General features: G+C 60.2%; 20 protein-coding genes. 8 read left to right on the top strand and 12 right to left on the bottom strand.

Annotated features, from left to right (window positions below; all coding sequences use genetic code 11):
- The first annotated feature begins 8 nt into the window (after positions 1-8).
- Positions 9-866 carry a hypothetical protein gene (locus RBT76_08380; GenBank protein ID MDX9857790.1) on the top strand — a complete coding sequence of 286 codons (858 nt, stop codon included), beginning with the start codon at positions 9-11 and terminating at the stop codon, positions 864-866.
- A gap of 32 nt (positions 867-898) precedes the next feature.
- Here the strand turns inward: RBT76_08380 and RBT76_08375 are convergent, their stop codons facing one another.
- The 3 genes from RBT76_08375 to RBT76_08365 all read right to left on the bottom strand — a co-directional run bounded on the left by RBT76_08375 (position 899) and on the right by RBT76_08365 (position 4,639).
- Complete coding sequence (locus RBT76_08375; protein MDX9857789.1) at positions 899-1,705, bottom strand: 3'(2'),5'-bisphosphate nucleotidase CysQ; 807 nt, start codon at positions 1,703-1,705, stop codon at positions 899-901.
- Positions 1,706-1,736: 31 nt separating this feature from the next.
- Positions 1,737-3,476 carry a bifunctional sulfate adenylyltransferase/adenylylsulfate kinase gene (locus RBT76_08370; GenBank protein MDX9857788.1) on the bottom strand — a complete coding sequence of 580 codons (1,740 nt, stop codon included), beginning with the start codon at positions 3,474-3,476 and terminating at the stop codon, positions 1,737-1,739.
- An 83-nt stretch (positions 3,477-3,559) separates the two neighbouring features.
- Entirely contained in the window at positions 3,560-4,639 is a 1,080-nt protein-coding gene (locus tag RBT76_08365) for a glycosyltransferase family 2 protein (GenBank protein ID MDX9857787.1), read from the bottom strand.
- 547 nt (positions 4,640-5,186) lie between these two features.
- Between RBT76_08365 and RBT76_08360 the strand changes: the two genes are divergently transcribed.
- Positions 5,187-5,759 carry a CBS domain-containing protein gene (locus tag RBT76_08360; GenBank protein MDX9857786.1) on the top strand — a complete coding sequence of 191 codons (573 nt, stop codon included), beginning with the start codon at positions 5,187-5,189 and terminating at the stop codon, positions 5,757-5,759.
- A gap of 1 nt (position 5,760) precedes the next feature.
- Positions 5,761-7,794, top strand: coding sequence for an SLC13 family permease (locus RBT76_08355; protein ID MDX9857785.1), 2,034 nt, complete (start codon positions 5,761-5,763; stop codon positions 7,792-7,794).
- Between the two features lie 128 nt (positions 7,795-7,922).
- On the opposite strand, the gene RBT76_08350 is transcribed toward RBT76_08355, so the two are convergent.
- The 6 genes from RBT76_08350 to RBT76_08325 all read right to left on the bottom strand — a co-directional run bounded on the left by RBT76_08350 (position 7,923) and on the right by RBT76_08325 (position 14,259).
- On the bottom strand, positions 7,923-8,966 hold the full coding sequence (locus tag RBT76_08350; protein ID MDX9857784.1) for a fibronectin type III domain-containing protein: 1,044 nt from the start codon (positions 8,964-8,966) through the stop codon (positions 7,923-7,925).
- Between the two features lie 382 nt (positions 8,967-9,348).
- Positions 9,349-10,806, bottom strand: coding sequence for a glycosyltransferase family 39 protein (locus RBT76_08345; protein MDX9857783.1), 1,458 nt, complete (start codon positions 10,804-10,806; stop codon positions 9,349-9,351).
- A gap of 6 nt (positions 10,807-10,812) precedes the next feature.
- On the bottom strand, positions 10,813-12,249 hold the full coding sequence (locus tag RBT76_08340; protein ID MDX9857782.1) for a hypothetical protein: 1,437 nt from the start codon (positions 12,247-12,249) through the stop codon (positions 10,813-10,815).
- Between the two features lie 5 nt (positions 12,250-12,254).
- Positions 12,255-12,443 (bottom strand): CPXCG motif-containing cysteine-rich protein, encoded by a 189-nt coding sequence (locus tag RBT76_08335; GenBank protein ID MDX9857781.1) that lies wholly within the window; start codon positions 12,441-12,443, stop codon positions 12,255-12,257.
- Between the two features lie 62 nt (positions 12,444-12,505).
- Entirely contained in the window at positions 12,506-13,858 is a 1,353-nt protein-coding gene (locus RBT76_08330; protein ID MDX9857780.1) for a sodium:alanine symporter family protein, read from the bottom strand.
- Positions 13,859-13,995: 137 nt separating this feature from the next.
- Positions 13,996-14,259: an RNA-binding protein gene (locus tag RBT76_08325; GenBank protein MDX9857779.1), complete on the bottom strand. Its 264-nt coding sequence runs from the start codon at positions 14,257-14,259 to the stop codon at positions 13,996-13,998.
- 192 nt (positions 14,260-14,451) lie between these two features.
- Here RBT76_08325 and eno point away from each other — a divergent pair, with 192 nt between their 5' ends.
- Both eno and RBT76_08315 read left to right on the top strand, forming a co-directional pair.
- Positions 14,452-15,750 carry a phosphopyruvate hydratase gene (gene eno / locus RBT76_08320; protein ID MDX9857778.1) on the top strand — a complete coding sequence of 433 codons (1,299 nt, stop codon included), beginning with the start codon at positions 14,452-14,454 and terminating at the stop codon, positions 15,748-15,750.
- Between the two features lie 132 nt (positions 15,751-15,882).
- Positions 15,883-16,473: a hypothetical protein gene (locus RBT76_08315; GenBank protein ID MDX9857777.1), complete on the top strand. Its 591-nt coding sequence runs from the start codon at positions 15,883-15,885 to the stop codon at positions 16,471-16,473.
- A gap of 671 nt (positions 16,474-17,144) precedes the next feature.
- Here RBT76_08315 and RBT76_08310 read toward each other — a convergent pair.
- On the bottom strand, positions 17,145-17,537 hold the full coding sequence (locus tag RBT76_08310) for a hypothetical protein (GenBank protein ID MDX9857776.1): 393 nt from the start codon (positions 17,535-17,537) through the stop codon (positions 17,145-17,147).
- 580 nt (positions 17,538-18,117) lie between these two features.
- Here RBT76_08310 and RBT76_08305 point away from each other — a divergent pair.
- Positions 18,118-19,203: an AI-2E family transporter gene (locus RBT76_08305; GenBank protein ID MDX9857775.1), complete on the top strand. Its 1,086-nt coding sequence runs from the start codon at positions 18,118-18,120 to the stop codon at positions 19,201-19,203.
- 15 nt (positions 19,204-19,218) lie between these two features.
- On the opposite strand, the gene RBT76_08300 is transcribed toward RBT76_08305, so the two are convergent.
- Positions 19,219-19,737 (bottom strand): DUF6265 family protein, encoded by a 519-nt coding sequence (locus tag RBT76_08300; protein MDX9857774.1) that lies wholly within the window; start codon positions 19,735-19,737, stop codon positions 19,219-19,221.
- 255 nt (positions 19,738-19,992) lie between these two features.
- Here RBT76_08300 and RBT76_08295 point away from each other — a divergent pair, with 255 nt between their 5' ends.
- The gene (locus RBT76_08295) at positions 19,993-20,517 is read left to right on the top strand and encodes a glutaredoxin family protein (GenBank protein ID MDX9857773.1); all 525 of its coding nucleotides are present in this window, start codon (positions 19,993-19,995) and stop codon (positions 20,515-20,517) included.
- 108 nt (positions 20,518-20,625) lie between these two features.
- Entirely contained in the window at positions 20,626-21,684 is a 1,059-nt protein-coding gene (locus RBT76_08290) for an NAD(P)-dependent oxidoreductase (GenBank protein ID MDX9857772.1), read from the top strand.
- Positions 21,685-22,371: 687 nt separating this feature from the next.
- Here RBT76_08290 and xth read toward each other — a convergent pair.
- On the bottom strand, positions 22,372-23,139 hold the full coding sequence (gene xth / locus RBT76_08285) for an exodeoxyribonuclease III (protein ID MDX9857771.1): 768 nt from the start codon (positions 23,137-23,139) through the stop codon (positions 22,372-22,374).
- Between the last annotated feature and the right edge of the window lie 273 nt (positions 23,140-23,412).

Raw genomic sequence — 23,412 nt, 5'->3', positions numbered from 1 at the left:
CCGTACGAATGCCCGGATTGACCGAATTCATAAAGTACAACCCGCTGGTCGTTGCGTTGTACGATTCGATTCTCGACGGTAAGTGCGGATCGGTCGACGGTTACGTGTTTGTGGCGACAACCGGTCGGAGCGGCTCCCAGAGCCTCAGCAAGATCTTCCAGGCAGCCGATGATGCCGTGTGTTTCCACGAGCCCTATCCGATCATGGCCTCCGACTACCCCAACCGGGATACCAAAGACGCCTACTTTCGGCACCTGTTCCATACCCGCAAACGGATCAATATCAAACGCTCAGCCGCGGGCCACCGCTACTATGTCGAGACGAATCACCAGTTCATCAAAAACTTCGCCGAGCTGGCTGTCGAGGAATTCGGAGAGAAACTTCGCGTGCTGCATATCGCCCGAGATCCCCTGAAAGTGGCGGCATCGTTTTTCGCGATCAACTCCATTCCTGGCAAGACACGCACCGGTCGCGATTATCTTCTGTATCCCGATCAGAAGGACAATCAGATTCAGATCAGCGATCTGCTGCTTGGCGACCCCCAGTTCGAAGATGATCTGTACAAGTGTCTCTGGTACTGGTACGAGATCGAGACTCGGGTCAAGACGGCCCGCACACGACATCCGCAGGTTCGCTGGCACTCCATGAAGACCGAACAGCTCAACGACAAAGAGGCCCTGGTGGCCATGTTTGAAGGCCTCGGCGTTGTTTACGACCAGGGGAGGCTCGATGCCCTCGTCGGGTCACGGGTTAACACAAAGACCGAGTTGAAGAAAAAGACCGTCGACATGGCGGAAGTCGAGGACAAGAACGACCGCCTCGTCAGCAAGATGGAAGAGCGCTACGGGAAGGATTTCTGGAAGTAGCGAGCAGGTTCCCCTGCCGGACTGTCGGCCCGCTACGAGCGGGCCGTTTTCATTTCTGCAAGAACGGGGGAGAGGACACGCCGTATCTCCGCTCTGAGTCCTGCCGGCCCCACAATCAGCCCCGGCAGCAACGTCGACGGGTTATTGAACGTCGGCGCGGCGCCGTCGGGAGTCTCCGCAAAACCTCCGGCGGCCAGCACGAGGGCGACGCCTGCGGCGACGTCCCACTCGTTTTTCGGCGCCAGTGTCCAGGTGGTGTCGCAACGGCCGGCGGCTACCAGTCCGAGTTTGTAGGCGACCGAGCCGGTGGGCCGAACTTCGAACGGTGCGTCGGCAAACCGCTCCCACTCACCGCGCTTGATTTCACTCCGGCTTGCCAGGACGACCGCCCCATCGAGCGTCACCCGCTGTGACGGTTGTGCCGGCAGACCGTTGTACGTCACCCCGGTTTCAAGAGAGCCGACAATCGTCTCGCGCGTGGCCGGGTTGCAGATACCGCCCGCCACCGCCCGACCGTTTTCGACCAGTCCGATCGACACACACCACTCCGGAATCCCCTTCACGAATTCGCGCGTACCGTCGAGCGGATCGACAATCCAAACCCGGGCGTGCGTCAGGCGGTCGGGATTATCCCGTGTCTCCTCCGACAGCCAGCCCTCGCCGTCGCGATGCAGCAGCTCCTTCAGCGCATTGTTGACGGCACGATCCGCTTCGGTGACCGGATCTCCGCCTCCCTTGTCGTCCGCATGGATCGTTCCCGGGGTGAATCGTTCGAAAATCGCGACAGCGGCGTCCAACGCCTGCTGTATACGGTGCATGATGTCGCTGCGATCGGCCATGTCGTCTCCTGCGGTGGCGTGATTCCACGGTCTACTGTACGTCGTGCGGTTTGACCCCAATATAGCCTTCGCGTTCGAGGTGCATGAGAATCTCCCAGACGGCCTCTTCAGGGGCCAGCTCGGTGGTGTCGAGCCGAAGCTCGGCATCGTCCGGTACTTCGTACGGATCGGAGATTCCCGTAAACTCCTTAATCAGGCCGGCCCGCGCCTTCTCGTAGAGACCCTTTCGGTCACGTTGCTCGCACGTCTCCAGCGGTGTGGCTACATGGACGAGTATGAAGCCGCCCCCGGGTTGCACCATCCGGCGCACTTCCTTGCGAACGGCGTTGTACGGCGCGATCGGCGCGCAGATGGCGATGCCGCCGTTCTTGGTGATCTCGGACGCCACGAAGCCGATACGGCGAATGTTGATGTCCCGATGTTCCTTCGAGAATCCCAACTCGGACGACAGGTGTTTACGAACGATATCACCGTCGAGCAGCGTCACCGGCCGTCCGCCCAGTTGCAGCAGCTTCACCAAAAGGACGTTTGCGATCGTTGACTTGCCGGCGCCGGAAAGCCCCGTGAAAAACACCGTGAATCCCTGTTCGTAGCGGGGGCGGTGGGCCTGGCGAAGGTGCGCGGCAATCTCCGGATAGGTGAACCACTCCGGAATATCCCGACCGTGATCCAGACGTTCCTGCAGGTCCGCCTCAGACATGGCCAATACCCGGGTGTCTTTCGGGACGTCTTTCCGGCCGCGATACTCGTCGAGATCCTCAACATACTGCAGCGTCTCATACGGAATCATGGTCACCCCGAGCCGGTCCAGATTTTTCTCCCACAACTCGGCATACGCCGAATCCTTGTACGCCTGTTTGGTTCCGGGAGGATTGGTGAGAGACGAATCACCGATGAAGTGGGTGCAGCCGTAGTTCTTGTTGATGATGCCGTGCCACAGCGCTTCTCGCGGCCCGGCAAAGCGCGGATACAACGGCAGAAGCGACATGCGGATTGTCTGCTGAGGGTAGAACTTCTCCATCTCGCGATAACAGCGAATCCGCGTGAAATAGTCTTTGTTCTCGGGACGGGCCGAATCCACGATCGGCTGCAAAAGCAGGTTAGCCTTGGCCTCAAGCGATGCGCGGTACGTGAATTCCCGCTCCGCCCGGTGCATGAAACGGTTGCTCTGATAGGCTACCATCCGTCGCCAACCGAGCCGCGCGAATTCCTCGCGAAGAACCAGCGGCGTATGACGGAGCGATGGAAAATCGTAATGTACCGGCGCCTGCAGCGCCTCGATCCGTCCTCCGAGAAACACCGGGTTCATCGACCCGGTGAATCGCGCCACCCCGGCGTGTTCCTTCGAAGCCGTTCCATACACCTTCTTTGCATCCGACTCCCGGTCCGGCTGCCACACGTCCTCGACATGCAGGGCGGCCAGCATGACTCCCTCCGCGTCACGCAAGGAGATTGATGTCCCCGGGGTCACCTTCTCTCCGAAAACCGGGGTGACATCGAGTACCACGGGCACGGGCCACAGCGTGCCGTCGGCGAGCGCCATCGACGAACAGACGGCGTCATAATCTTTTCGAACCAGAAATCCCCGCAACGGCGAATAGGCGCCGCTGATCAGCAGTTCGAGATCGGCCGCCTGATGCGGCTGCAAATCCCACGAAAGCCAGTCCCGGGACTGTGCCTTGAGCTCGGCAGCCCGGGTATCATCTACTATCAGATCGACCAGCTCATCACCGTGAGGAGCTATGAGGTGGCTCAGTACACGAGTTTTCACGTGATCACCTGTATTCAAAAGTATTGTGTTTCAGTCAGGATTGCCTCGGTTGCCGGTTGCGGCCTCGTCGTCTCATCGGACCCTCACCGCTCGCTGATTGATGGCGCCTGCTTCCCGGCATCGGCCGACTCGTCAACCACTGCGGCCGACATGTCCACCCCTTTGCCCATCATCGTCCGCACCAGTTCGGACAGAAAGCCCCATCCCAGCCCGAGATGAATGGTTGGATATATCACCAGCAGGTCGGCAAGCAGGTGAGAACCGTGACGCCCCGCGATCGTAGCCGAGGACAAGAAAATCATGAACGCATAAAGTCCATACAGTCCCAAAAGGATCCATCCGACATGGGGCAGGAGAAGCGACAGGAACAGCAGACCGAACAGACCGGCCGTGAACAGCGCCGGAATAAGCGTGCCCGGGGCCAGCGTGGCCGGGTGTTTACGCGCCAGTCGAAAGCGCCCTGTCCCATAGCGCTTCATCTGGGTGAACAGGCGGCCGACACTCTCGCGCGGGTAATAGTAGACCGCCACTTTCAGCGAGGTAAAGGCACTGCGGCCGCTGAGGTGGACGCGATAGTTGAATTCGACGTCTTCGCAGGCGTCGAATCGCTCATCGAAATATCCCACGTCGTTGAATACGTCGCGGTGGTAAGTCGCGCCCGACGACGTCGGATTGACGTAGGCGTCCCGCGACGTATAGATTGTCGAGTCCAGCCCGTGGCCGATCGTGGACCGTCGGGCCAGCGCGACCGCCGTCTGGAATTCGGTATTTTCCAGCGTTTCAAGAAACTGGGGTCGAGACAGCACTTGAACGTCTTTTTCCGCCATCAACCGGGCGGTGTTGCGCAGAAGGTGCCGGTTGTCGATATACGTGTGGCCGTCAACGAACGTTATGATCTCCCCGCGAGCCGCCCGTGAGCCGACATTGCGCGCCGCCGAGGACAGTCGCCGGGGGTTATGCAGCAGCCTGACGCGGGAATCTTCTTTGGCGATTGCCGTCACGATTTCCACCGTCCGATCGTCGGATTCCCCGTCGACGACCAGCACTTCCATCCGGTCGGCCGGGTAGTCCTGCTCCAGCAGGTAGCGTATGGTCCGGGCGATAAACCGCTCTTCGTTGCGAATCGGTATGACGACCGAGATAATCGGAAGCGTTTCGGACATGCAACTCCTCTGTAGATGTATTCCGGGTGTCGGACGACTCTGCCCAAGAGTACGGTTCTTTCAAACGTTGTCAACCCAAAAGCGTCCCCGGACCGCCTCACCGAAGCGAAATAGACGCGTCGGCGTTCTTCTTCGGACCGCACGTCAGCGAATCCGGCAGGTCGACCGAGGAGGCCGTCGTTGCTGGTGGCTCCGTGCTTCCCGTTGGCGGGTCCTGTTTGGACGCCGGGAACAGAGATGTAACGGCGAGTATTATGCAGGCCAGTATGACAAGTAGACGAGACATAACTGCAACTACCCCTTGGAGGCAATCGGCAACTTCTTGTTGAGATAAGTGCCCCGTAAGAATGTGACTTTAATGCGCAACCGACTGGATGGTTGTTAACCCGATCGATCGGGTGCCCGCCGACTCGATCGGGCAAATAATATAGGCCGGGGCGGCAAAATCCGGTTCGGTTTTTTTCCATTCCGGCGAAAAAGTGTGCTATACTGGTCCCGACGATTCCTCCGGCAGGTCGGGCCGCCGGGCTACACAAGGGGTTTTCCAATGGACGACAAACTCGTCAAAGACGTTATGGTTCCGCTAGATGCGTGTGCGGTTGTGTCCGAGGACGCGAGCTTCGCGGAGATCTTCCGTGCCCTCGACCGGGCTCAGAAAAACCTGCCGCCCGGCCGCCATCCGTACCAGACAGTGCTTGTCACGGACCGCCGGCGACGGGTCGTTGGAAAGATCGGGCAGCTCGCGATGCTCCGCGCGCTCGAACCGAAATACACGATGCTCGCCGGGCTCGACGCCGTGCCCGGCGCCGGAGTCAACGAACAATTTCTGTTGTCGATTATGGATCACTACGAGTTTTTCCAGGACCGGCTCTCCGACCTGTGTCGGGCCGCGCTCAACATTCCCGCGAAAAGTATCATGCATCCCGTCTCTGAAAACATCGACGAGAACATGTCGCTTAACGAAGCCATCCACAAACTCATCACGTGGGAGGCGCTCTCCGTCCCCGTGAATCGCGAGGGGGATATCGTCGGGCTTCTCCGTCTGCCCGACTTGTTTGCCGAGCTGTCCAGGACCGTGCTGGTGATAGCCGGGCACGCCGACGCGGGGGCCGGAGACTGATATGGCACGAGTGCTGTTAGTCGATCAGGACACGCCCGACCGTACGCGCATCGCGTCGGCGCTGACCGAGCGCGGCCTTGCGGTCGTCGACACCGATCGAGGCGAAGATGCCCTCCGAATCGTCCGCGCCTCGAGTGACATCGACGTCGTCGTTCTGGACCGGAATCTCCCCGGCATGAGCGGTGAGCAGTTGCTCAAAGAGATCAAGTCTTTCCGTCCCGCCGTGCATGTCGTCATGCTGACCGCCCACGGCAGCTATCGCTCCGCGGTGGAGAGCGGACGTCTCGATGCATTCTCCTATCTCGAGAAACCCTGCAGTATCGATGATCTGGTCTCCGTAATCGGTGAAGCGCGCGCAGATCAGGCGAACGCCATGGCGCGCCACGAAATCCCGCACCGCTTTTCCGGATCGGTGATGCGCTGGCTGGTCGGATCCAACGGTTCCCGGCCGGGGGTCGTCATGCTCGGCATGGTCCTGCTTGCGCTGCTGGTATTTATGCCGCCGCCGGACCGTCTGCTCGTCCTGCTGTCGGCGCCCAAGTCAGACAACATCAGCGATCTGAATCTCGGCTATGCGGGGTATCGCAAGATGGCCCACGGCGAGACGATCGCCTCCTACTACAGCCGCCTGCACGGTTTCGCTCAGTCAGAGACCGGACACAACGGCCTCCCCCGGACTGTTTCGCTGCCGGCTGAGGACGTCGCGTTCAAGGCGCAGGTCATGCTCGCGACACTGGTGGTTGCCGCCCTGTTCTGGGCCACGGGCGCTGTCCCGGTGGGCGTGACCGCCCTGCTCGTGGGTGTGCTGATGTACTTCCTCGGGGTAATGAAACCCGACGCCATCGCGCAGGCGTACGCCAAGGACGCGGTGATTTTTATATTCGGCGTGCTCGCCATCGCGGCGGCGATCGGCAAATCCGGTCTCGATCGCCGAATCGGCCTGCTGTTGCTCGGCCCGGCATCGAACCTGCCCCGTCTCCTGTTCATTTTCTTGCCGTTGCTGGCGATCGGCTGTTCGTTCATCTCCGAGCACGCGTTTGTCGCGTTTCTCATGCCGCTGTTTATGATGATCTACGTCAGCTCGGTGACGGCAGTTGGTATGCGCCGGGACCGGGCCCTTGCCGTGATGTTTGTCCTCTCAATTTGCTTTGCCGCTAACATCGGTGGCCCGGGTTCCCCCGCGGCCGGCGGACGAAATGCCATCATGCTCGGGATTCTCGGCGATTATGGCGCGGCGCCCACGTTCGGGCATTGGGTCCTCTACGGCCTGCCGTTCGTACCCGTGGCCGCTCTGGTAGTGGCCGGCTACTTCTACTTCGTGTTCCGGCGTCGCATCGCAGTCCGGACGCTGAATGTCGGCGCCATTGTCCGTCACGCAAGCGAACGAATCGGCCCCATGCACCGCGATGAATACGTCGTCGCCGGCAGTCTGGTCATGCTGGTGGTCTTGTGGATTACGCTCAGCGACCGCTTCGGTATGGGCGGACCGGCAATCTTGTGCCTGGTGGCGCTGAACGTATTGCGCGTGATCCGCTGGCGTGACATGGCCGGAATTCCGTGGGACGTGGTTGCCCTCTATGCGAGCGCGTGCGCCCTGGGCAAAGGACTGGCCGACACCGGCGCCGCGCTTTACGTGGCCGATGCGTTCGTGGCGCTGCTGCCCGAGGCGCTTCGCACCGGCGAGGGCCTCGCCGTGGCCACCAGCCTCTTTACGGGAATCACCACGCAGTTCATGTCCGATGGTGCGACGGTATCGGCAATCGGTCCCATCACCGTTCCCATGGCGCTGATTTCAGGTACGCCGCCGTGGATGGTCGGCTTTGCGACGGCATTTGCCTCCTCGTTTGCCCATATGCTGATCATCGGTACGCCGAATAACGCCATCGCCTATGCGCTCGCCCGCGACCCGCTCACCGGCGAACAACTCGTGACCCTGGGCGATTTCTTCAAGCACGGGTTCTTCGTGCTGATCCTTTCGTTTGTCGTCCTCTGGGGCTGGGCGTTTTTCGGGTACTGGCGATGGATCGGGTTCTAAAGAGGTGTTGACCCTCATCAGGTGAAAAAGAAACGTGGCCGGATAGAGGAGGGAGAACCGGCCACGTTACTCGCGACACGCCCGCCGCACCGGCGGGTGTGGTGACAGCTAAGCACGAGATAGGGGGACTACTTCAGCATGACCATCTTTCGGGATTCGTGAAAATCGCCCGCCGCGATGCGATAGAAATATATCCCTGAGGCAACGTCCGTGTTGCCGTTGTCCCGTCCATCCCACTCGACCGAGTGGTATCCCGGTGCCTTCATCTGATCGACCAGCGTGCGTACCAGCTGTCCTTGCACGTTGAAGACGTCGATCCGCACGTTCGAACGCTGTGGCACGGCGTAGTCGATCTGCGTGGTCGGATTAAACGGGTTGGGATAATTCTGGGCCAGCGCAAAATGCGTCGGCAGCGACGTGTTGCCCTCGTCATCGATGTCGGTCGAGAATTCGAAGTACGCCTCGGCCGACGACACGTTCGACAATGCCGACGGATTACTGGCGTCGTCGTACGTTATGATCCCGATATAGTACAGGGTACCGGGGGTCAGCCCCGAAATGACCGCGGACTCAGCCGCGCCGGCTCCGGCCGGTTCGGGAGCTGAGGTGAACATGGTCGCGGAGTTCCAGGTGGCCGGCGTGATCGAGTCGGTGTCGTACCGGATGTCATACGCCGCAGCTATCCCGTCGCTGCCGTCGTCGCCCGGCGCCGTCCAGTGGATCACCACCTGCCCCGACGATGTGCCGGTGCTGGCCTGCAAGTCGGTTACGGCCGACGGCGGAACCTCGTCCGGAGCGGTCGTGAAACTGGCGACGTTGGACAGGGCCGACCAGTTGTCGGCTTCGTCCGCCGCCTTGATCGCGAAATAGTACGTGGTCGACCATTCCAGGCCCGTAACGGTGACAGATTCGGAGCTGCCCGCAGCCTGCGGCGCCGGTTCGCCCGTTACCTGTGTAGCCGCGTTCCAATTGCCCTCGTTGATGGGCGACGTCGAGTAACGAATGTCATACACTGCCGCGGTTCCCGTGGATCCGTCATCGCCCGGCGCAGTCCAGGTCAGCGTGACGCTCGCGTCACCTGCAGCCTGCACCGATCCAGCGATCGACGCGCTCACCACCAGCGCGAAAAGAATCGTCCACAGAGTGGTCATCCCGTGTTTGTGCGTGCTCATTGAGGTCATTCCATCTTCCTTTCCATACTTCTCCATACTTCCGAGTGCGTCCGCAGCAGCTAGTACAAATTGCGGGCCGAATGTTCCACTTTTCACAAGACGCTGTTTCACAGCACGTTTCGTGAAACACCGGTATGGGGAAACCCCGACAGTTCAGCCGTTTTGTGTTCAACGAGCGATCAAATGCTCAAACACGATACAGCGCAGGCGTTCAGCCGGAGGTCAGTTGGGAAGGACCGGACCCGGTCTATCTGGAACGATGCGTTCCAGATTTCCGTCCGGAGCCGTTCCACCAGGGTGGGTGTGCTCAATGAAGGCAACAGACATGGAATAACGAGAACAATCCAGGCGGCAGTCGCGCAGTAAGTGACGACCGTGATTGTCACCTCGCACTGCGTATGCGGCGAGGGGTGTCGCGGTACCAGTCATGAGTGATCCACGCTGCCGCCATGATGACAAGCAGCGGAATAATCGGCGCATGGAAACGACCACCGCCGAAAAACACGAAATGAACAGCCGCCCAGTAGACGATTATTGCGCCGATACTCGCAAGCAGCCGATAGTCGCGACGGCGGATACTGAGCCACATCCCCCGTGCGGCGGCCGCCAGAAGCAGCATATACAGGCCCTGTGCAGCCACAGCGCCGGCAAGGGCGATATCACGCCGGTCGCGTGACGCCGAAAGCAACTCATACTGCAATGGCTCCGGATCAAACGCAAACAACCAGACTACTTTGAGAAGTCCACGAACGACAAAAGCTCCCGGATCATCCAGCACGTTCCGGACGCCGAGACGGTACCCGAGCCGGTCCAGCTCCGCTTCGCGAGCGGGATCGTCGAGCGGAAACAACGACGGATCGGGCGCCTGGTATCCGAAAGAGGCGTCCGCGTGATTACCGATATAGAAGTTCACGCCGCCGCTGGTTGCGATCGTCGGTGATCCCACCTGTCGCGCATTGCGAATCATCCACGGTGTCGTCGTCGCGACCATGAAAAGCACGGCGATAATCAATCTGGTCGCCGTGGGCACGGCGCGACGGTGCGTGGCCCACCAGTAACCGACCAGCGCAACCGGAACAAGAAGCGTTATGGGGCGGGTGAGCGCGGCTAGGCCGAGCAACACTCCTGCCGCCGTCGTCGCCGCGAACGACCGGCGCGTGGCGAATACCAGCGCCGCGAGCAAAAGAAGCGTATACAACACCTCGCTCATCAGCATGTTGGTCCACAACCAGTGCGACGGCAACAACGCCAGCATGATCACTGTCACTCTCGCTGCCTTCACCGAGATCAACGCCTCGGCGAGCCGATAGCCCAATATACAGGTCACCAGACTCAGCAGGAGGTTGGCTACTGCGCCGACGATGGGAGACGGGCCGAATATGCCGTAGATCGCTGCAAGGAACGCGGGATACCCGATTGGGCGGTAAGCGGTCGGAATCGAGCCGACACAATAACAGCCGGTTTGATTCAGCGTCCTCGCGAGTCGATCGTATTCCGCGGCGTCGCTGGCAATCGGAATATCGACCACCAGCAGGTAGGCCACCCGTATGACCAACGCCACCAGCAGCCATCGCAGAAGAAACCGGTCAACCGGCGGACGCATCACCACTCGCTGTGAACGTCGCCGCCAATAGTCGATTGCCGGCGACGCGAGCAGCGCAAGGCCGGGCACGAGCAAAGCTATCAGGATAACCCTCACCTGCAGCAGTGTGTACGAGTGGACCGAACCATCAGGTCCCGGCGGGAGCCACGGGGCAATAAGACCGTCGAAGACGACTAGAGCCGTCAGTCCCACGACAGCGAGGACGAAACCGGCGATAGTTCGAACAGCCCCTCTCACGAGGTATCACTCCGGCGGAATCGATGCGGTATCAGGGTCAGGCTGTCTGCGAAAGATGCGATACGAGGACTCGCCGGTCGAGAATGAACGCACTTCGCGATAGTGCGCGACAAATTCCTCCCGATCGAGAAACGGGCTTGTCGGACTGGGATCGGCAGCGACAACCCAGGCCGGCCGGTAGTCGAGAACGAATTGAAGGTAAGTGCCGGCGCGGTTGTACGGAACCGCCTCCGGCGAAATCAACCCGTCGCGGTCAAGAATCGTGCGCTGAGAATAGTAACCGATATAGCCGATATCTTCCGCCGCGACCACTTCTTCCGGCTTCGCTTCGGCATAAAGGAAATACCCGACCTGCCGGTGCATCGACTCGAGCGACTTCTGGTACTCTCGGTAATACATCGCGGGCCGATACGCCCCGGCGCACAGCAAAATCAAAATCAGGATCGCGAGCGCGACCCGCACGCCTGATGCATGTTGAACGTTGGCCGGTAGCCGATTCCACAGCGGGACCAGCGCGGCCGCCGCAAACAACAGATACACCGGATAGATCGGCACCACATACCAGAAAAACAGCCTGCTGCCGCTGAACAGATAAAACGCAAACATCGCCGCCAGCCACAGCAGCTCGAGCCGACCGAACCGTTGGCTCCGATACAGCCAGACCGCCCCACCCACTGCCGCCGCCAGAAGAACCCAGCCAAACGGTGAATGCAGGGCGAGCAGGTATTCCAGCGATTGAAAAAACGGCATTGTGCCGAAGTGGCTGTATAATGCAATCTTTGCAGAAATGGTATGGGGGAGGGGACTGCCGAAATAGACCCACGCAAAAACAACCCACGGACCGACCAGCGATACCGCCACCAGACCGTAATGCCACCAGCGTCGGGGAAACCGTCGCCACATCGCGATTCCGACCAGCAGCAGCACGAGCGCTCCCTCCGGACGTGTCAGTGTCGCCAGCGTCGCCATGCCCACGGCGTAGTAGTCGTAGACGCGGTACCGGAAGTACAACGCCGACGTCACCAGCAGCGTGAATACGGCCGTCTCCATGCCCGATGTCTCTCCCGGAAGCGAACGCGGCCAAAGAAGGTAGCACAGCACGGGCACAAGTGCGAGCAGCCGGAACCGGAGAGCAACGGCAAATCGATAGACCACGACCGCCGTCGCCGCCGAGGCGGCGATCGAAACAACGAGCGCCGCGGCCGGCAGAGGAAATCGAAAGAACGCCGCAAGCGCCATCAAGAGCGTGAACAATGGGGTGGTGGTTCCGAAAACGCGTTGACCCTCGTTGTACACGAAACCGAGCCCGCGCGCGATATTGTCCGCAAAGCGAAACGTGATGTACGCGTCGTCGGCAGTGAAGCCCGTATACAGGGCGAATCCCAGTCGCGCCACGACCGCAGCGAGTATCACCAGCGCCGTTTCTCGGGTATAGCGGGTCATCGCCCTCACCCCCTGTCTTCCTGGTAGACGCAGATGTCAAAGCGTCGGGAACGGTCGTTGTACACGGCGGTGATGACGTTCGGGCGGCAGCAGACCCGGCAGTCTTCGACGAACGACAATCTGTCCCCCGTATGAGCTTCGATCCATGATTCGTTCGACTCGCCACAACAGGCGCAACGCCACGATTGATACATGAGTGGAATATGCCAGGCAGGATCAATGATGTCAACGAAAGGCGGACGGGCCCGTATCTGCGTCAGGAACCGCGGACCGGCTGCTTCGTCCGCTGAGCGTACGGAACATGCAGCCCTCGAGCTTTCTCCGCCATGTACTTGCGCGTTACCATCACGACCGCCCCGGACAGGCCAACCAGCGCGATCAGGTTCGGCACCGCCATCAATCCGTTGGCGGTATCGGCATACGACCAGACAGCCTCCAGGTCCAGCCAGGCGCCGAGCAGCGTGAATACGATGTAGAGCCACTTGTAGGGGAGTTTGGCTTTGTCCCCGGCGACGTATTCGATTCCCTTTTCGCCGTAGTAGGACCAGGCGATAACCGTCGAGAAGGCAAACAGTATGACACCGACCACCACCATCCACCTGCCATATACCGGCAGGGCGGCGTTGAACGCATCCATCGTCAGGACGGCGCCGGTTTGCCCGGAAGCCCAGGCGCCCGATGTGACGATCACCAGCCCGGTCATTGAACAGATCACGATCGTGTCGATAAACGGACCCAGCATCGCCACCAGCCCCTCGCGCACCGGCTCTTCCACCTTGGCGGTCGAATGAGCCATTGCCGCCGATCCTTGTCCGGCCTCGTTGGAGAACAGGCCGCGACGAAGGCCCCACGATATCGTCATCCACACGGTCACGCCCGACGCGGAACCGCCGACAACGGCGGTGGGATTGACGGCGTGATAAAAGATCAACTCAAAGGCGGGAATGATCTGGTCGGCGTTGATAGCGAGAATCACCAGGGCCGATACCACATAGACGATCGACATGATGGGAACAAGATAGGAGGCCACATGGCCGATCCGCTTGATCCCCCCGATGATGACGCTTCCCACGAGGGCGGCCACCACGAATCCGATCGCCAGTCGAAATGCGCCCTGCGATTCGGGAGAGATCTGGAGTGCATCCACCAGTGAATGCGCCATCGTGTTCGACTGGACCATGTTGCCCGCGCCGAACGCCGCGATCGCCGTACAAATCGCAAACATCCAGGCCAGCGGCTTGAAGCGCCGGCCCAGGCCCATTTCAATGTAATACATCGGGCCGCCCCGCACGTTGCCGTCGGGATCAATCTTCCGATACATGATCGCCAGCGTACACTCGGAATACTTGATCGCCATGCCGAAAAAGGCCGACACCCACATCCAGAATACCGCTCCCGGTCCACCATAGTAAATGGCGATTGCGACACCCGCGATATTGCCGATGCCGATGGTTGCCGAGAGGGCCGCCGACAACGCCTGGAAGTGCGTCAACTGACCCTGGTGGTCGGGATCGTCGTATCGCCCCGAAGCGATGGCGACGCCGTGCGCGAATCCCCGGATCTGAACGAATAGCATCCGGACCGTCAGCACCACGCCCGTCAGGAGCAACTAGCCGACCATCGGGATCCCCCACACGAATCCGGAGATCTCGCCGAGGATGTAGTTGAGCTGATCCATGGATGATCGGTAGATACGATACGGGCCGCCCATTGGCAACCGGAAATATCGCCGGCTGCCGAGAAGGCTCAGTTCACGGGGGGCGGTTCGGGCGGAATGAAGCCGCGAAGTATTTTCAGGGGACGGTCGTGCAGCCGGGCGCCGTCCAGCGCCGTCATCGCCGCGGTCGACTCCGCCGGGCTGCCCATCTCGACATAAGCGAATCGACGCGATTCACCCGTGCGCTGGTCGCGCACGATCTCCACATGACGAACGTCACCATGCGCCGAGAACAGCAAAGACAGATCGCGTTCGGTTGTCTCGCTTGCCAGGTTTCCGACGTACAGTTTCATAACGCAGTCAACTTCATTCCCGTGGACGCACACATGAAGGTATTCTGATAGTGATCCGCAGCGCAGCGCAATATATAACATTTGACCCCGTTCGTCAATGGCGCGATGCGCTTCAAATCGGACTTGCACCGGTAACAAGACGCCGCTATGTTGCCCGCAGATACGGTTATTCATGCTGAAGGAGAGGCATTCATGTCTGATTTCCAGTTTATCCACGCCCGCCAGATACTCGACAGTCGCGGGACACCGACGGTCGAGGTGGACGTGTGTCTGAGCGACGGAACGCTCGGGCGGGCCGCCGTACCGTCGGGAGCATCGACCGGCGCCCACGAAGCGGTGGAACTGCGCGACGGCGTGGCGACCAAATATTTCGGCAAAAGCGTCGAGAAGGCCGTCAAAAACGTCAACGAGAAGATCGGGCCCGCGCTGATCGCCGACGAGATCGACCCGTACGACCAGGTGACGCTGGACAACTACCTGATCAAGCTCGACGGCACGGAGAACAAGGGGAAACTCGGCGCCAACGCGCTGCTCGGTGTCTCGCTGGCCACCGCCAAAGCGGCGGCCGAGAGCCGCGGGCGGTTCCTGTACGAGTATATCGGCGGCTGCAACGCCAAGATCCTGCCGGTCCCGATGATGAACATTCTGAACGGCGGCAGGCACGCCGACAACAACGTCGACCTGCAGGAGTTCATGGTCATGCCGGTCGGCGCGGCCGACTTTCCGTCCGCGCTGCAGTTGGGCGCCGAGATATTCGGACATCTCAAAAAGGTGCTCAAAGGCAAGGGGTACAACACGGCGGTCGGCGACGAGGGTGGATTCGCGCCGGATTTGAAGTCCAACGAAGAGGCGCTGCAGGTGATCATGGAGGCGATCAAGAACTCCGGCTACAAAGCGGGCAAGGACGTCATGATCGCGCTCGATCCGGCCTCAACCGAGTTTTACGACGCCAAGTCCAAAAAGTACAATCTCGCCGCCGAGAACCGCAAGCTCAGCTCGGCACAGATGATCGACTTCTATGAAAAGCTCTGCGATACGTACCCGATCATTTCGATCGAAGACGGTCTGGCCGAGGACGACTGGGCCGGGTGGAGCAAGCTGACCGAGCGGCTCGGCAAGCGCGTCCAGCTGGTCGGCGACGACCTGTTCGTGACCAACATCAAGCGCCTTTCGCGCGGCATCAAAGAAGGATCGGCCAACTCGATCCTGATCAAACTGAACCAGATCGGCACCCTGACCGAGACGCTCGATGCTATTGCGATGGCGCAAAAGGCGGGCTGGACGGCGGTGGTGTCCCATCGGTCGGGCGAGACCGAGGACGCGACGATCGCCGATGTCGTCGTAGCCAGCGGGGCCGGGCAGATCAAGACCGGATCGATGTGCCGGTCGGATCGGATTGCCAAATACAACCAGCTGCTGCGCATTAGAGAGACAATCGGCGCCGCCGCGCAATATCCCGGCATGACGGCATTTTACAACATTCGACCCTAAGTCGAACGAATTCCGCGGCTTGATCGACCGGAAGCCCGATGGCTTCCGGTCTTCTTTTTGCCCGCCATCGACGTTCTCATAAAGATCGGGCTTTGCCGACGCCGATACATAGACAGACAGCACGGAAAGCCCATGAGAACACGAATCCTTGCGTATTTTGCCGTTGTCTTGGCGCTGGTGGTGGTGGACTGGAAAACGTTCGGCCCGCCGCCGGTCGTCAAAACGGTCAGCCTTGCGATCACGAACGATCCGTTGGCCCGGTTCAACCGGGTCGACACGCCGCTGGCCGACAGCCTGCTCGATATCTTCCGGGGCATGTCGGTGGCGGTGACCCATAACCGGCCCGATGTATTCCAGGCGTTTTTGCATCCCGATGCGCGCGGCGAACTGCAGCTTCGAACGCAGCATTACGGGTTTCAATCGCTCATGGCCTATCTGCATAACCACGCCGGGGACTGGCCCAATCCCGACACGCTGATCCTTACCGATCTCGTGCACGACAGCCTCAACGCCCGGGTCACGCTGGTGGGACGCGGACGGTACTGGGGCAGCGGCCCGGACCGTATCCGCTATACGTTTTTGCTCTTTCGCGCCAGCCCGAAAGGTTGGAGGCTGTCCGCCCTGAGCGCGCTCGAAAAAGAACCGAGCGACATCTACGGTCATCCCATGAGCTACCACGAGACCGAACTGCCGCCGAAACTGAGATTTCCGCGCGCCTTTTGAGGCTCGGGGGAGTCGTTCCGACCGGATTTTTCGTCGTACAAGATTGACAGCCGGCGTCTTACGCGGAAATGGCTTTGTTTTGTCATTTTCGGGGTTCCCTGACAATGCGTCGTCTTGTGATGAACCAAACCGGGCGACCGGGCAGCTCCGGCGCCGGACAGGGTTAGAGTGCCGACGACCACCCTCTACGTAAGGGGCCGTATCCATTTTTCCCTTCAAGATTGCAGTGAAACCGTCGGTCGGATTGCAGCTGCGCTGTGTGACACCCTGCCCACGAGACAGCTACTGACCGGCCCGGAGGGGAAACACCCCGGGGCTGATGTCGAAAAAAACGGCGGATCGTATCACTCGCAACCGTGGTCAGTATGACGCCGATGAGATTCAGGAAGCTCCCCGGACACATCATATCGGCGATACGGGACGACCACGAAGTTATTCTCGCATGGTTGGTGCTTGGTGTCGCCGATCCGCAGCGTGCCTCGTCCCCTTGCGGTGAGGTTATGCTTCGACTCCGCTCAGCATGACAGCAGGGAGAGCGCGCTCGGGTGCGCAGCGAACAGAGAGCAGCATCAGATGAGTCGCCTGACGGGCAACAAAAAGACCCGTCGCGCGGACGCGGACGGGTCTTTTATGTCAAGCGATTGATGTCAGAATCGCACAGCGATGGTCGCTTAGTGACGACGGTAGCTGCGACGACGGGTGCTCGGACGAGCAACGCGACGGCGCGAGGACGCCCAGCGGCGCTTCGTGACCTGACGACGGCTGACGGCCTTGCGGCTGGTAACCGGGCGACGACGAGCGGACTTCTTCGTCTTCGTGACGCCGCTGTTGCCCTTCCACACGGACGGGTTAGCCTTCTTGATGTTCAGATCGCAGGCTTTGTAGCGCACGGAGTACACCGAACGACCGAGCTGACGAGCAACCCACGACGTCTCGTTGTTGCGGTAGTACTTGCGGATGAACGCGATCTCTTCCCTGCTCCACGGCTTACCGGCAACACCGCGACGCCCATACTGCTTGCGGGGCGTGCTGCGCTTAGCGGTTCTGGTTCTCTTGGTAGCCATGCGTTACTCCTTTTGTGAGTCGTTAAAGCATGCAGCCGTCGCCTCCCCCTCGGAGCCGCGGCCGCTGTATCAACTTACTGAATTTCATCGGACTCTCCGCAAAATCCTTGACCGCAATCGCTTACCTTTTTTGCCGTTGCGAGTGGACCCCCGGCCCCGGTCGCACGGTCGTCCCCCGGACCCGACCAGCGGGTACAGCCGCTCCAGGCGCTCTGCGGCCCCAATCGGCCGCGTGACAATCCGGTGGTTGGACCGCATCGACACAGTCGTTCGTATTGCAGGACAATGACTTGCGAGTAATTATAGATATATAGGTCCGTGTTGACCATCAGCCCACCCCCGACACCGGCCGGACCCGACAGGACAGACCGCACGCTCCGGGACGCGCCGAACCGCGCCGCAACGACGCGCGGAATTTGTTCAATTATTTAGCACGGCCCGATCGGTCAGTAGCGCCGTCCGCCGCTTTCCACCGCACGAGCGCCCGCCCCACCGCGTGCGGCGCACCGTGCTGTTTTAGTCTTGCCCCGGCAACGGCGGCATCCTTTATTCCGCAAAGGGCGAGATCATCACACAGATCATGAAACGCGAACACGTTCTCATTTCGCTGTTCTTCCTCGTTGCGGCTGCGTCGTTCTACCTGTTCTACCGGGTGATCGTCCCGTTTTTCGTGCCGATCTGCTGGGCCGGCGTGTTTGTGATCCTGTTCTACCCGCTGTACGAACGTCTGCTGCCACGCGTACGCCGCAAGGGGGTGGCGTCGCTTATCATGTGCATCATGATTCTGCTGCTGATTATAGGTCCGGTGGGCTACCTGGGAGTGGCGCTGGTGTCCGAGGCCGGCGACGCGGTCACCTATATCAACGAGATGTACAAGTCCGGGCAGTTGAACCAGATGTTTTCATTCAACCTGCCGTGGATGCAGGGGCTCAAGGAACAGCTCAGCAAGTACTATGACGTGAGCACGATCAATATCGAAGCAATCGCCAAGGACGCGATCGACGCGGTCTCCAGCGTACTGGTGGCGCAGACCCGAAACCTGCTCGCCAACGGCGCGCAGGCGGTCTTCTATTTCGTGCTGATGATGTTTACGATGTACTACTTTTTCAAAGACGGCGCGCAGTTGATCGAGCGCGTCCGCCGTCTCATGCCGCTGACGTCGACACAGATCAACATAACGTTCCGTCAGTTGCACGACATCATTCAGGCGACCATGTACGGGGGAATAGTGGTCGCGCTGATCCAGGGGCTGCTGGGCGGGATCCTGTTCTGGGCGGTCGGGATACCGTCGGCCGTGTTCTGGGGAGCGGTGATGGCGTTTCTATCGATCATCCCGGTGCTCGGAGCGTTTGTCGTCTTCATCCCGGCGGCCTTCATACTCGCGCTCACCGGCGCGTGGGGTAAGGGACTGATCGTGCTCGCGTTCGGCACCATCGTCATTAGCCAGATCGACAATATCCTCCGTCCGATGCTGATCGCCGGTAAAGCATCGATGCACCCCCTGCTGCTGTTTTTCTCCATCATGGGGGGGATTGCGATGTTCGGGCTGCTCGGCGTGATCCTCGGACCCATTGTGGCGGCGATATTCGTGACGCTGCTGAGGATATTCGAAATCAAGCTTCACCCTGATGCCGCGACCTCGACTCCGGACGCCGAAGAGGTGTAGCCGCGCCGATCTGTCCTACCGAATCCGCCTCAGATTCACCGTAAAGCCCGTCCGCGTTCCATCGTCCTTGACCCCGGTCACTTCGATCACAAGGCTGTCGCCGCCGATCGCCTGATAGATGATGTCGTTCGGGAAGTCGTGATCGGGATTGCTGAATTTCGCGAGACGCGCCTCCGAATCGAACGCCGTCATCGTGAATGACACGCTTTCCCGGCCGCCGGGATACGGCGTCATCACCACGAAACTGTCGACCATGTGGAAACGTTCGAACTCCACGAACGCCGGCCGGTCGGGCGGGAACTCCTTGCTGACACTCAGAATCTGGCCGCCTTCGGGAGATGTGTAGATGGCCTCGAAGACGTTTTCCCCCAGCATGCCGCGCCAGTGACCCTCCAGCCAGTGAAGCTGTGCAATCTGTTTGGGTCCGGTAAACGCCGCGGCGAGAGAGCAGAACGATACCACCGCCGCAGCCGCGATAACCATCGCCGCTCGACTCTTTCCTGTCCGATGGCCGATAACACTCAATTGGTTCATGTTCGTGTTGCTCCTTTGTCTATGCAAGGTAGCCAGGGCCTCGCGCTTTTGCCAGCGCCAATGTCAATCGGCGGCGCGGGCCGGGCAGCGGCTGATAAAAGTAAGCAGAATTGACCGGAGAAAAGCAGTAGCTCCCCGGTGGGGTTTATTTCAGCAAACCCGATACAATTATCAGGGGTTCTCCCGTGGCGGACGTTGAGTTTGTGAACCGAAACACCGCGCCGCGTGTTTCGGGAATCGAACGAGGAATCAACCATGCAGCACGAAAAGCTGTTTTTATACTACTACCCGGACCGGACCGAGGGCGTCACTGATATTGTCGAAACCGCGCGGAAATACAAGCTCGACCTTGCGGTTGTCAATCTCAAGGAAACGACTCAGGTCGAGGCCGACGTTTTGCAGTGGGTCGACAACAGGCGCGACTACCTGCCGTTGCTTCGTATCGGCGATGAAAAGATCCGAGGCTTCTTCTTTGCGCCACGGGGCGCGCTGCTGGTGCGCTTGTTCGGCGATACCATCGACCACCGGGCCGCTCCCTCCGGCGCCGTGACGATCTACACAACCTCGACCTGCGGCGGCTGCAGGGCGCTGACCGGCTGGCTGGCCATGGTCGGACTCGAATTCACCGTCGTCGATATCGACCGCGTCGACGGTCTCGCCGACCGGCTGATACGATGGTCCGGCGGGCGACGGATCGTGCCGACCGTCGAGTTCGAACACACCTCGCGGCTGTTCAATCCCGGTATTCCCCTCATGAGCCGGTATCTGGCTCGTCGATAACCGGGCGGATCGCGGCTTTCTCTTCAAGAGGTTAATCGCTATATTGCCGGTCGGGTCGGCCGTTCTTGCTTTCCGGGCGGCTTCCGGATTTTTAAGAGAGGGTGACGGATGAAAGGTAAGCGGGTCCTTATCACCGGCGGCGCCGGATTTCTCGGGTACCATCTCGCCCAGCAGCTCCCATCGAAAGGGGTTGCGTTTTTGGCGTTTAACGATATCGCGCCGTTTTTCGAAAACGAATACCCCGAAGGCAGCCTGCTGGTCAATGTCGACGTGCGCGACAAGGAGAAGATGCGCGCGCTGATCCGCGACAACAAAATCGACATCATCGTGCACGCCGCCGCGGCGCTGCCGCTCTGGCCCAGGCAGGAAATCATGTCGACCAATATCAACGGCACGCGCAACGTACTGGAACTGGCGGCCGAACTCGCCGTCGAACGCGTGATCTATATCTCGTCGACCGCGGTCTACGGGGTCCCGGACAAACACCCCCTGGTGGAATCCGACCCGCTGGTCGGTGTCGGGGCGTACGGGACGACCAAGATCGAGTCGGAGCGCATGTGCGCGCAGTACCGGGAGCGCGGCATGTGCGTGCCGGTGATTCGGCCCAAGACCTTTATCGGGACCGCGCGGCTCGGGGTGTTTCAGATCCTGTATGACTGGGTCGACTCCGGCAAGCGCATCCCGGTGATCGGCAGCGGCGAAAATCTGTACCAGCTGCTCGAGGTCACCGATCTGATCGATGCCATTTATCTTGCGGGGTCGGTCGATCCGGCGCTGGCCAACGACGTCTTCAATGTCGGCGCGCAGCATTTCGACAAGGTGAAAACGGATGTCGGGGCGTTGTGCGATTTCGCGGGCAACGGCGCCCGGGTGCAGCCCACTCCGGCCGCGCTCGTGAAAGGGACTCTGGCCGTGTTTGAATTTCTGCGGATTTCGCCGCTGTACAAATGGGTGTACGGCACGGCGGACAAAGACTCGTACGTGTCGACGCAGAAGATCGAGGAAAGGCTCGGCTGGAAATCGCGTTTCTCGAATCAGGACGCGCTGATTGCGTCGCACAGGTGGTACCTCGAACACAAGGACGAACTGGCGCACGTGAAGTCGGGCGTGTCGCACCGCGTCGGCTGGGACCAGGGTATTTTGAAGTTGGTGAAGAGGTTTTTGTAGGGAAGAAAACGTGCGGCGCCGCAAGCCCTGTAGGGTGGGTCCGTCTTCGAACCCGCCGCTGGGATCTGATTGGCTTCAATCGCTAACTAAGCTCGTTGTCCTCGGCCGGGTGGCCCACCTTCCAGGTGGGATCCCGTCAACCCTCCCGCCCGGCAGGGGTCGCACATAGCTGCTATGGGTTCTCTGATTTGACCCTCGTCCTCTCGGTCGTGACGCTCGTGCTTCCTCAAACCCATCCCCTCGCACTTTCGCTACACCTTTGATGGTAAAAACGGCGCCTCCTCCTATGTAGAGATTGCGGTGCCGCATGGCCGCCGCGCCACCAAAAAAGGAGAACAAAAAATGGGGGCCCCCTAAAAATGACAAAACGAACCTATTTCCCCGTAACTGTCGGCGATTCACGTTTGTACAACGAAAAAGTTGTGTTTTCACTCTCCCGCCCAGATTGCGCTTTGATCCCCGCCTATACCCCCAGGAAGTTACTTCTCCGATTGGATGTCAAGAAGTTGTTGCAGGGAGATGTGCGACATGGCGGTTTCGAGGACGGAACCGCCCCACGGGGGCTTGTTGCGCGGTGCACGAGGACGTACACCACGCACAAAGATTGGCATGGCGGTTTCGAAGACGGAACCGCCCTACGGGGGCTGTCAGGCGGGGTCGCCTGACAGCACGTTCATGTTCGACATCTCACTCAAACACGGCGATCACCGGGGCGTGATCGGAGGGTTGCTGCCCCTTGCGCTCATCGCGGTCGATCTGAGACGCCACGCACGTCTTCGCGAGCGACGCGGTCGCAAGGATGTGGTCGATCCGGAGGCCGTCGTTTTTCGGGAAGGCCAACTGTCGATAGTCCCACCACGAGTACACGCCGCCGTCGGGACTCTTCCGACGGAAGACATCAACCAGCCCCCAATCGCATATCCGCGCCAGCGCGTCACGCGCGGGCGGTGCGCACAAGACCGAATCGGCCCAGCTTACCGGGTTGGCGACATCGGAATCGTCGATCGCGACATTGGTGTCGCCGCACAGCAGCAAAAGCTGCGAGGGATCAAAATCCCGGTCGAGTTTGGCGCGAAGCCGCTTCATCCAGTCGAGCTTGTACTCCCACTTCTCCGAGCCGACCGTCCCGCCGTTCGGGAAGTAGCCGCAGATTACGCGCACGCCGTCGATGTCGGCGGAGATCAGCCGTGCCTGCGGATCATCGGAGCCGTCATCAAACCCTCGGCGAATGTCGCCCGGCTCCGATTTGCTCAGCAGCGCGACCCCGTTGTATGTCTTCTGCCCGAACACGGCGGCATGATAACCGGCCGAGGAAATCTCATCGCGCGGGAAGTTGTCTTCGATAGTCTTCAGCTCCTGCAGGCAGACGATATCGGGCTGATGACGCTCCAGCACGGCAAGCAGTCTCGCGAGACGGCTCCGTATGGAATTGACGTTCCAGGTTATGATTTTCATAGGTCCAAGATATGAATGATAGTCGGACAGGACAAGGGTGGTTGTGGCTGTCGGATGTACTCGTTTGCCGTGGCGGACGAGAAGCATCCGACAGAACAGTGGAAGTTCCGGCAGGTGCTTGGGCGCCGCAGGCGCGCGACACCTGCCGGCGGGTTCGAAGACGGTGTACGGTGTCAAGACATGTGTTACATATTGTGTCAGGACATTGGTTACAGTTTCTGTTTCTGCACCGGTTGGAGGAGTGTCACCGATGCTCCCGTTGTGAGATCGATC

This window comes from Candidatus Zixiibacteriota bacterium (genome assembly GCA_034003725.1).
Taxonomy (GTDB): domain Bacteria; phylum Zixibacteria; class MSB-5A5; order GN15; family FEB-12; genus WJMS01.
The sequence above is the reverse complement of the archived record's forward strand: the minus strand, read 5'-3'. Positions and strand labels throughout refer to the sequence as shown.

Coding starts and splice junctions, on each gene's coding strand:
- RBT76_08380 (MDX9857790.1), top strand. CDS start 9: ATGCCCGGATTGACCGAATTCATAAAGTACAACCCGCTGGTCGTTGCG.
- RBT76_08375 (MDX9857789.1), bottom strand. CDS start 1,705: ATGGCCGATCGCAGCGACATCATGCACCGTATACAGCAGGCGTTGGAC.
- RBT76_08365 (MDX9857787.1), bottom strand. CDS start 4,639: ATGTCCGAAACGCTTCCGATTATCTCGGTCGTCATACCGATTCGCAAC.
- RBT76_08360 (MDX9857786.1), top strand. CDS start 5,187: ATGGACGACAAACTCGTCAAAGACGTTATGGTTCCGCTAGATGCGTGT.
- RBT76_08355 (MDX9857785.1), top strand. CDS start 5,761: ATGGCACGAGTGCTGTTAGTCGATCAGGACACGCCCGACCGTACGCGC.
- RBT76_08350 (MDX9857784.1), bottom strand. CDS start 8,966: ATGAGCACGCACAAACACGGGATGACCACTCTGTGGACGATTCTTTTC.
- RBT76_08340 (MDX9857782.1), bottom strand. CDS start 12,249: ATGACCCGCTATACCCGAGAAACGGCGCTGGTGATACTCGCTGCGGTC.
- RBT76_08335 (MDX9857781.1), bottom strand. CDS start 12,443: ATGTATCAATCGTGGCGTTGCGCCTGTTGTGGCGAGTCGAACGAATCA.
- RBT76_08325 (MDX9857779.1), bottom strand. CDS start 14,259: ATGAAACTGTACGTCGGAAACCTGGCAAGCGAGACAACCGAACGCGAT.
- eno (MDX9857778.1), top strand. CDS start 14,452: ATGTCTGATTTCCAGTTTATCCACGCCCGCCAGATACTCGACAGTCGC.
- RBT76_08315 (MDX9857777.1), top strand. CDS start 15,883: ATGAGAACACGAATCCTTGCGTATTTTGCCGTTGTCTTGGCGCTGGTG.
- RBT76_08310 (MDX9857776.1), bottom strand. CDS start 17,537: ATGGCTACCAAGAGAACCAGAACCGCTAAGCGCAGCACGCCCCGCAAG.
- RBT76_08305 (MDX9857775.1), top strand. CDS start 18,118: ATGAAACGCGAACACGTTCTCATTTCGCTGTTCTTCCTCGTTGCGGCT.
- RBT76_08300 (MDX9857774.1), bottom strand. CDS start 19,737: ATGAACCAATTGAGTGTTATCGGCCATCGGACAGGAAAGAGTCGAGCG.
- RBT76_08295 (MDX9857773.1), top strand. CDS start 19,993: ATGCAGCACGAAAAGCTGTTTTTATACTACTACCCGGACCGGACCGAG.
- RBT76_08290 (MDX9857772.1), top strand. CDS start 20,626: ATGAAAGGTAAGCGGGTCCTTATCACCGGCGGCGCCGGATTTCTCGGG.
- xth (MDX9857771.1), bottom strand. CDS start 23,139: ATGAAAATCATAACCTGGAACGTCAATTCCATACGGAGCCGTCTCGCG.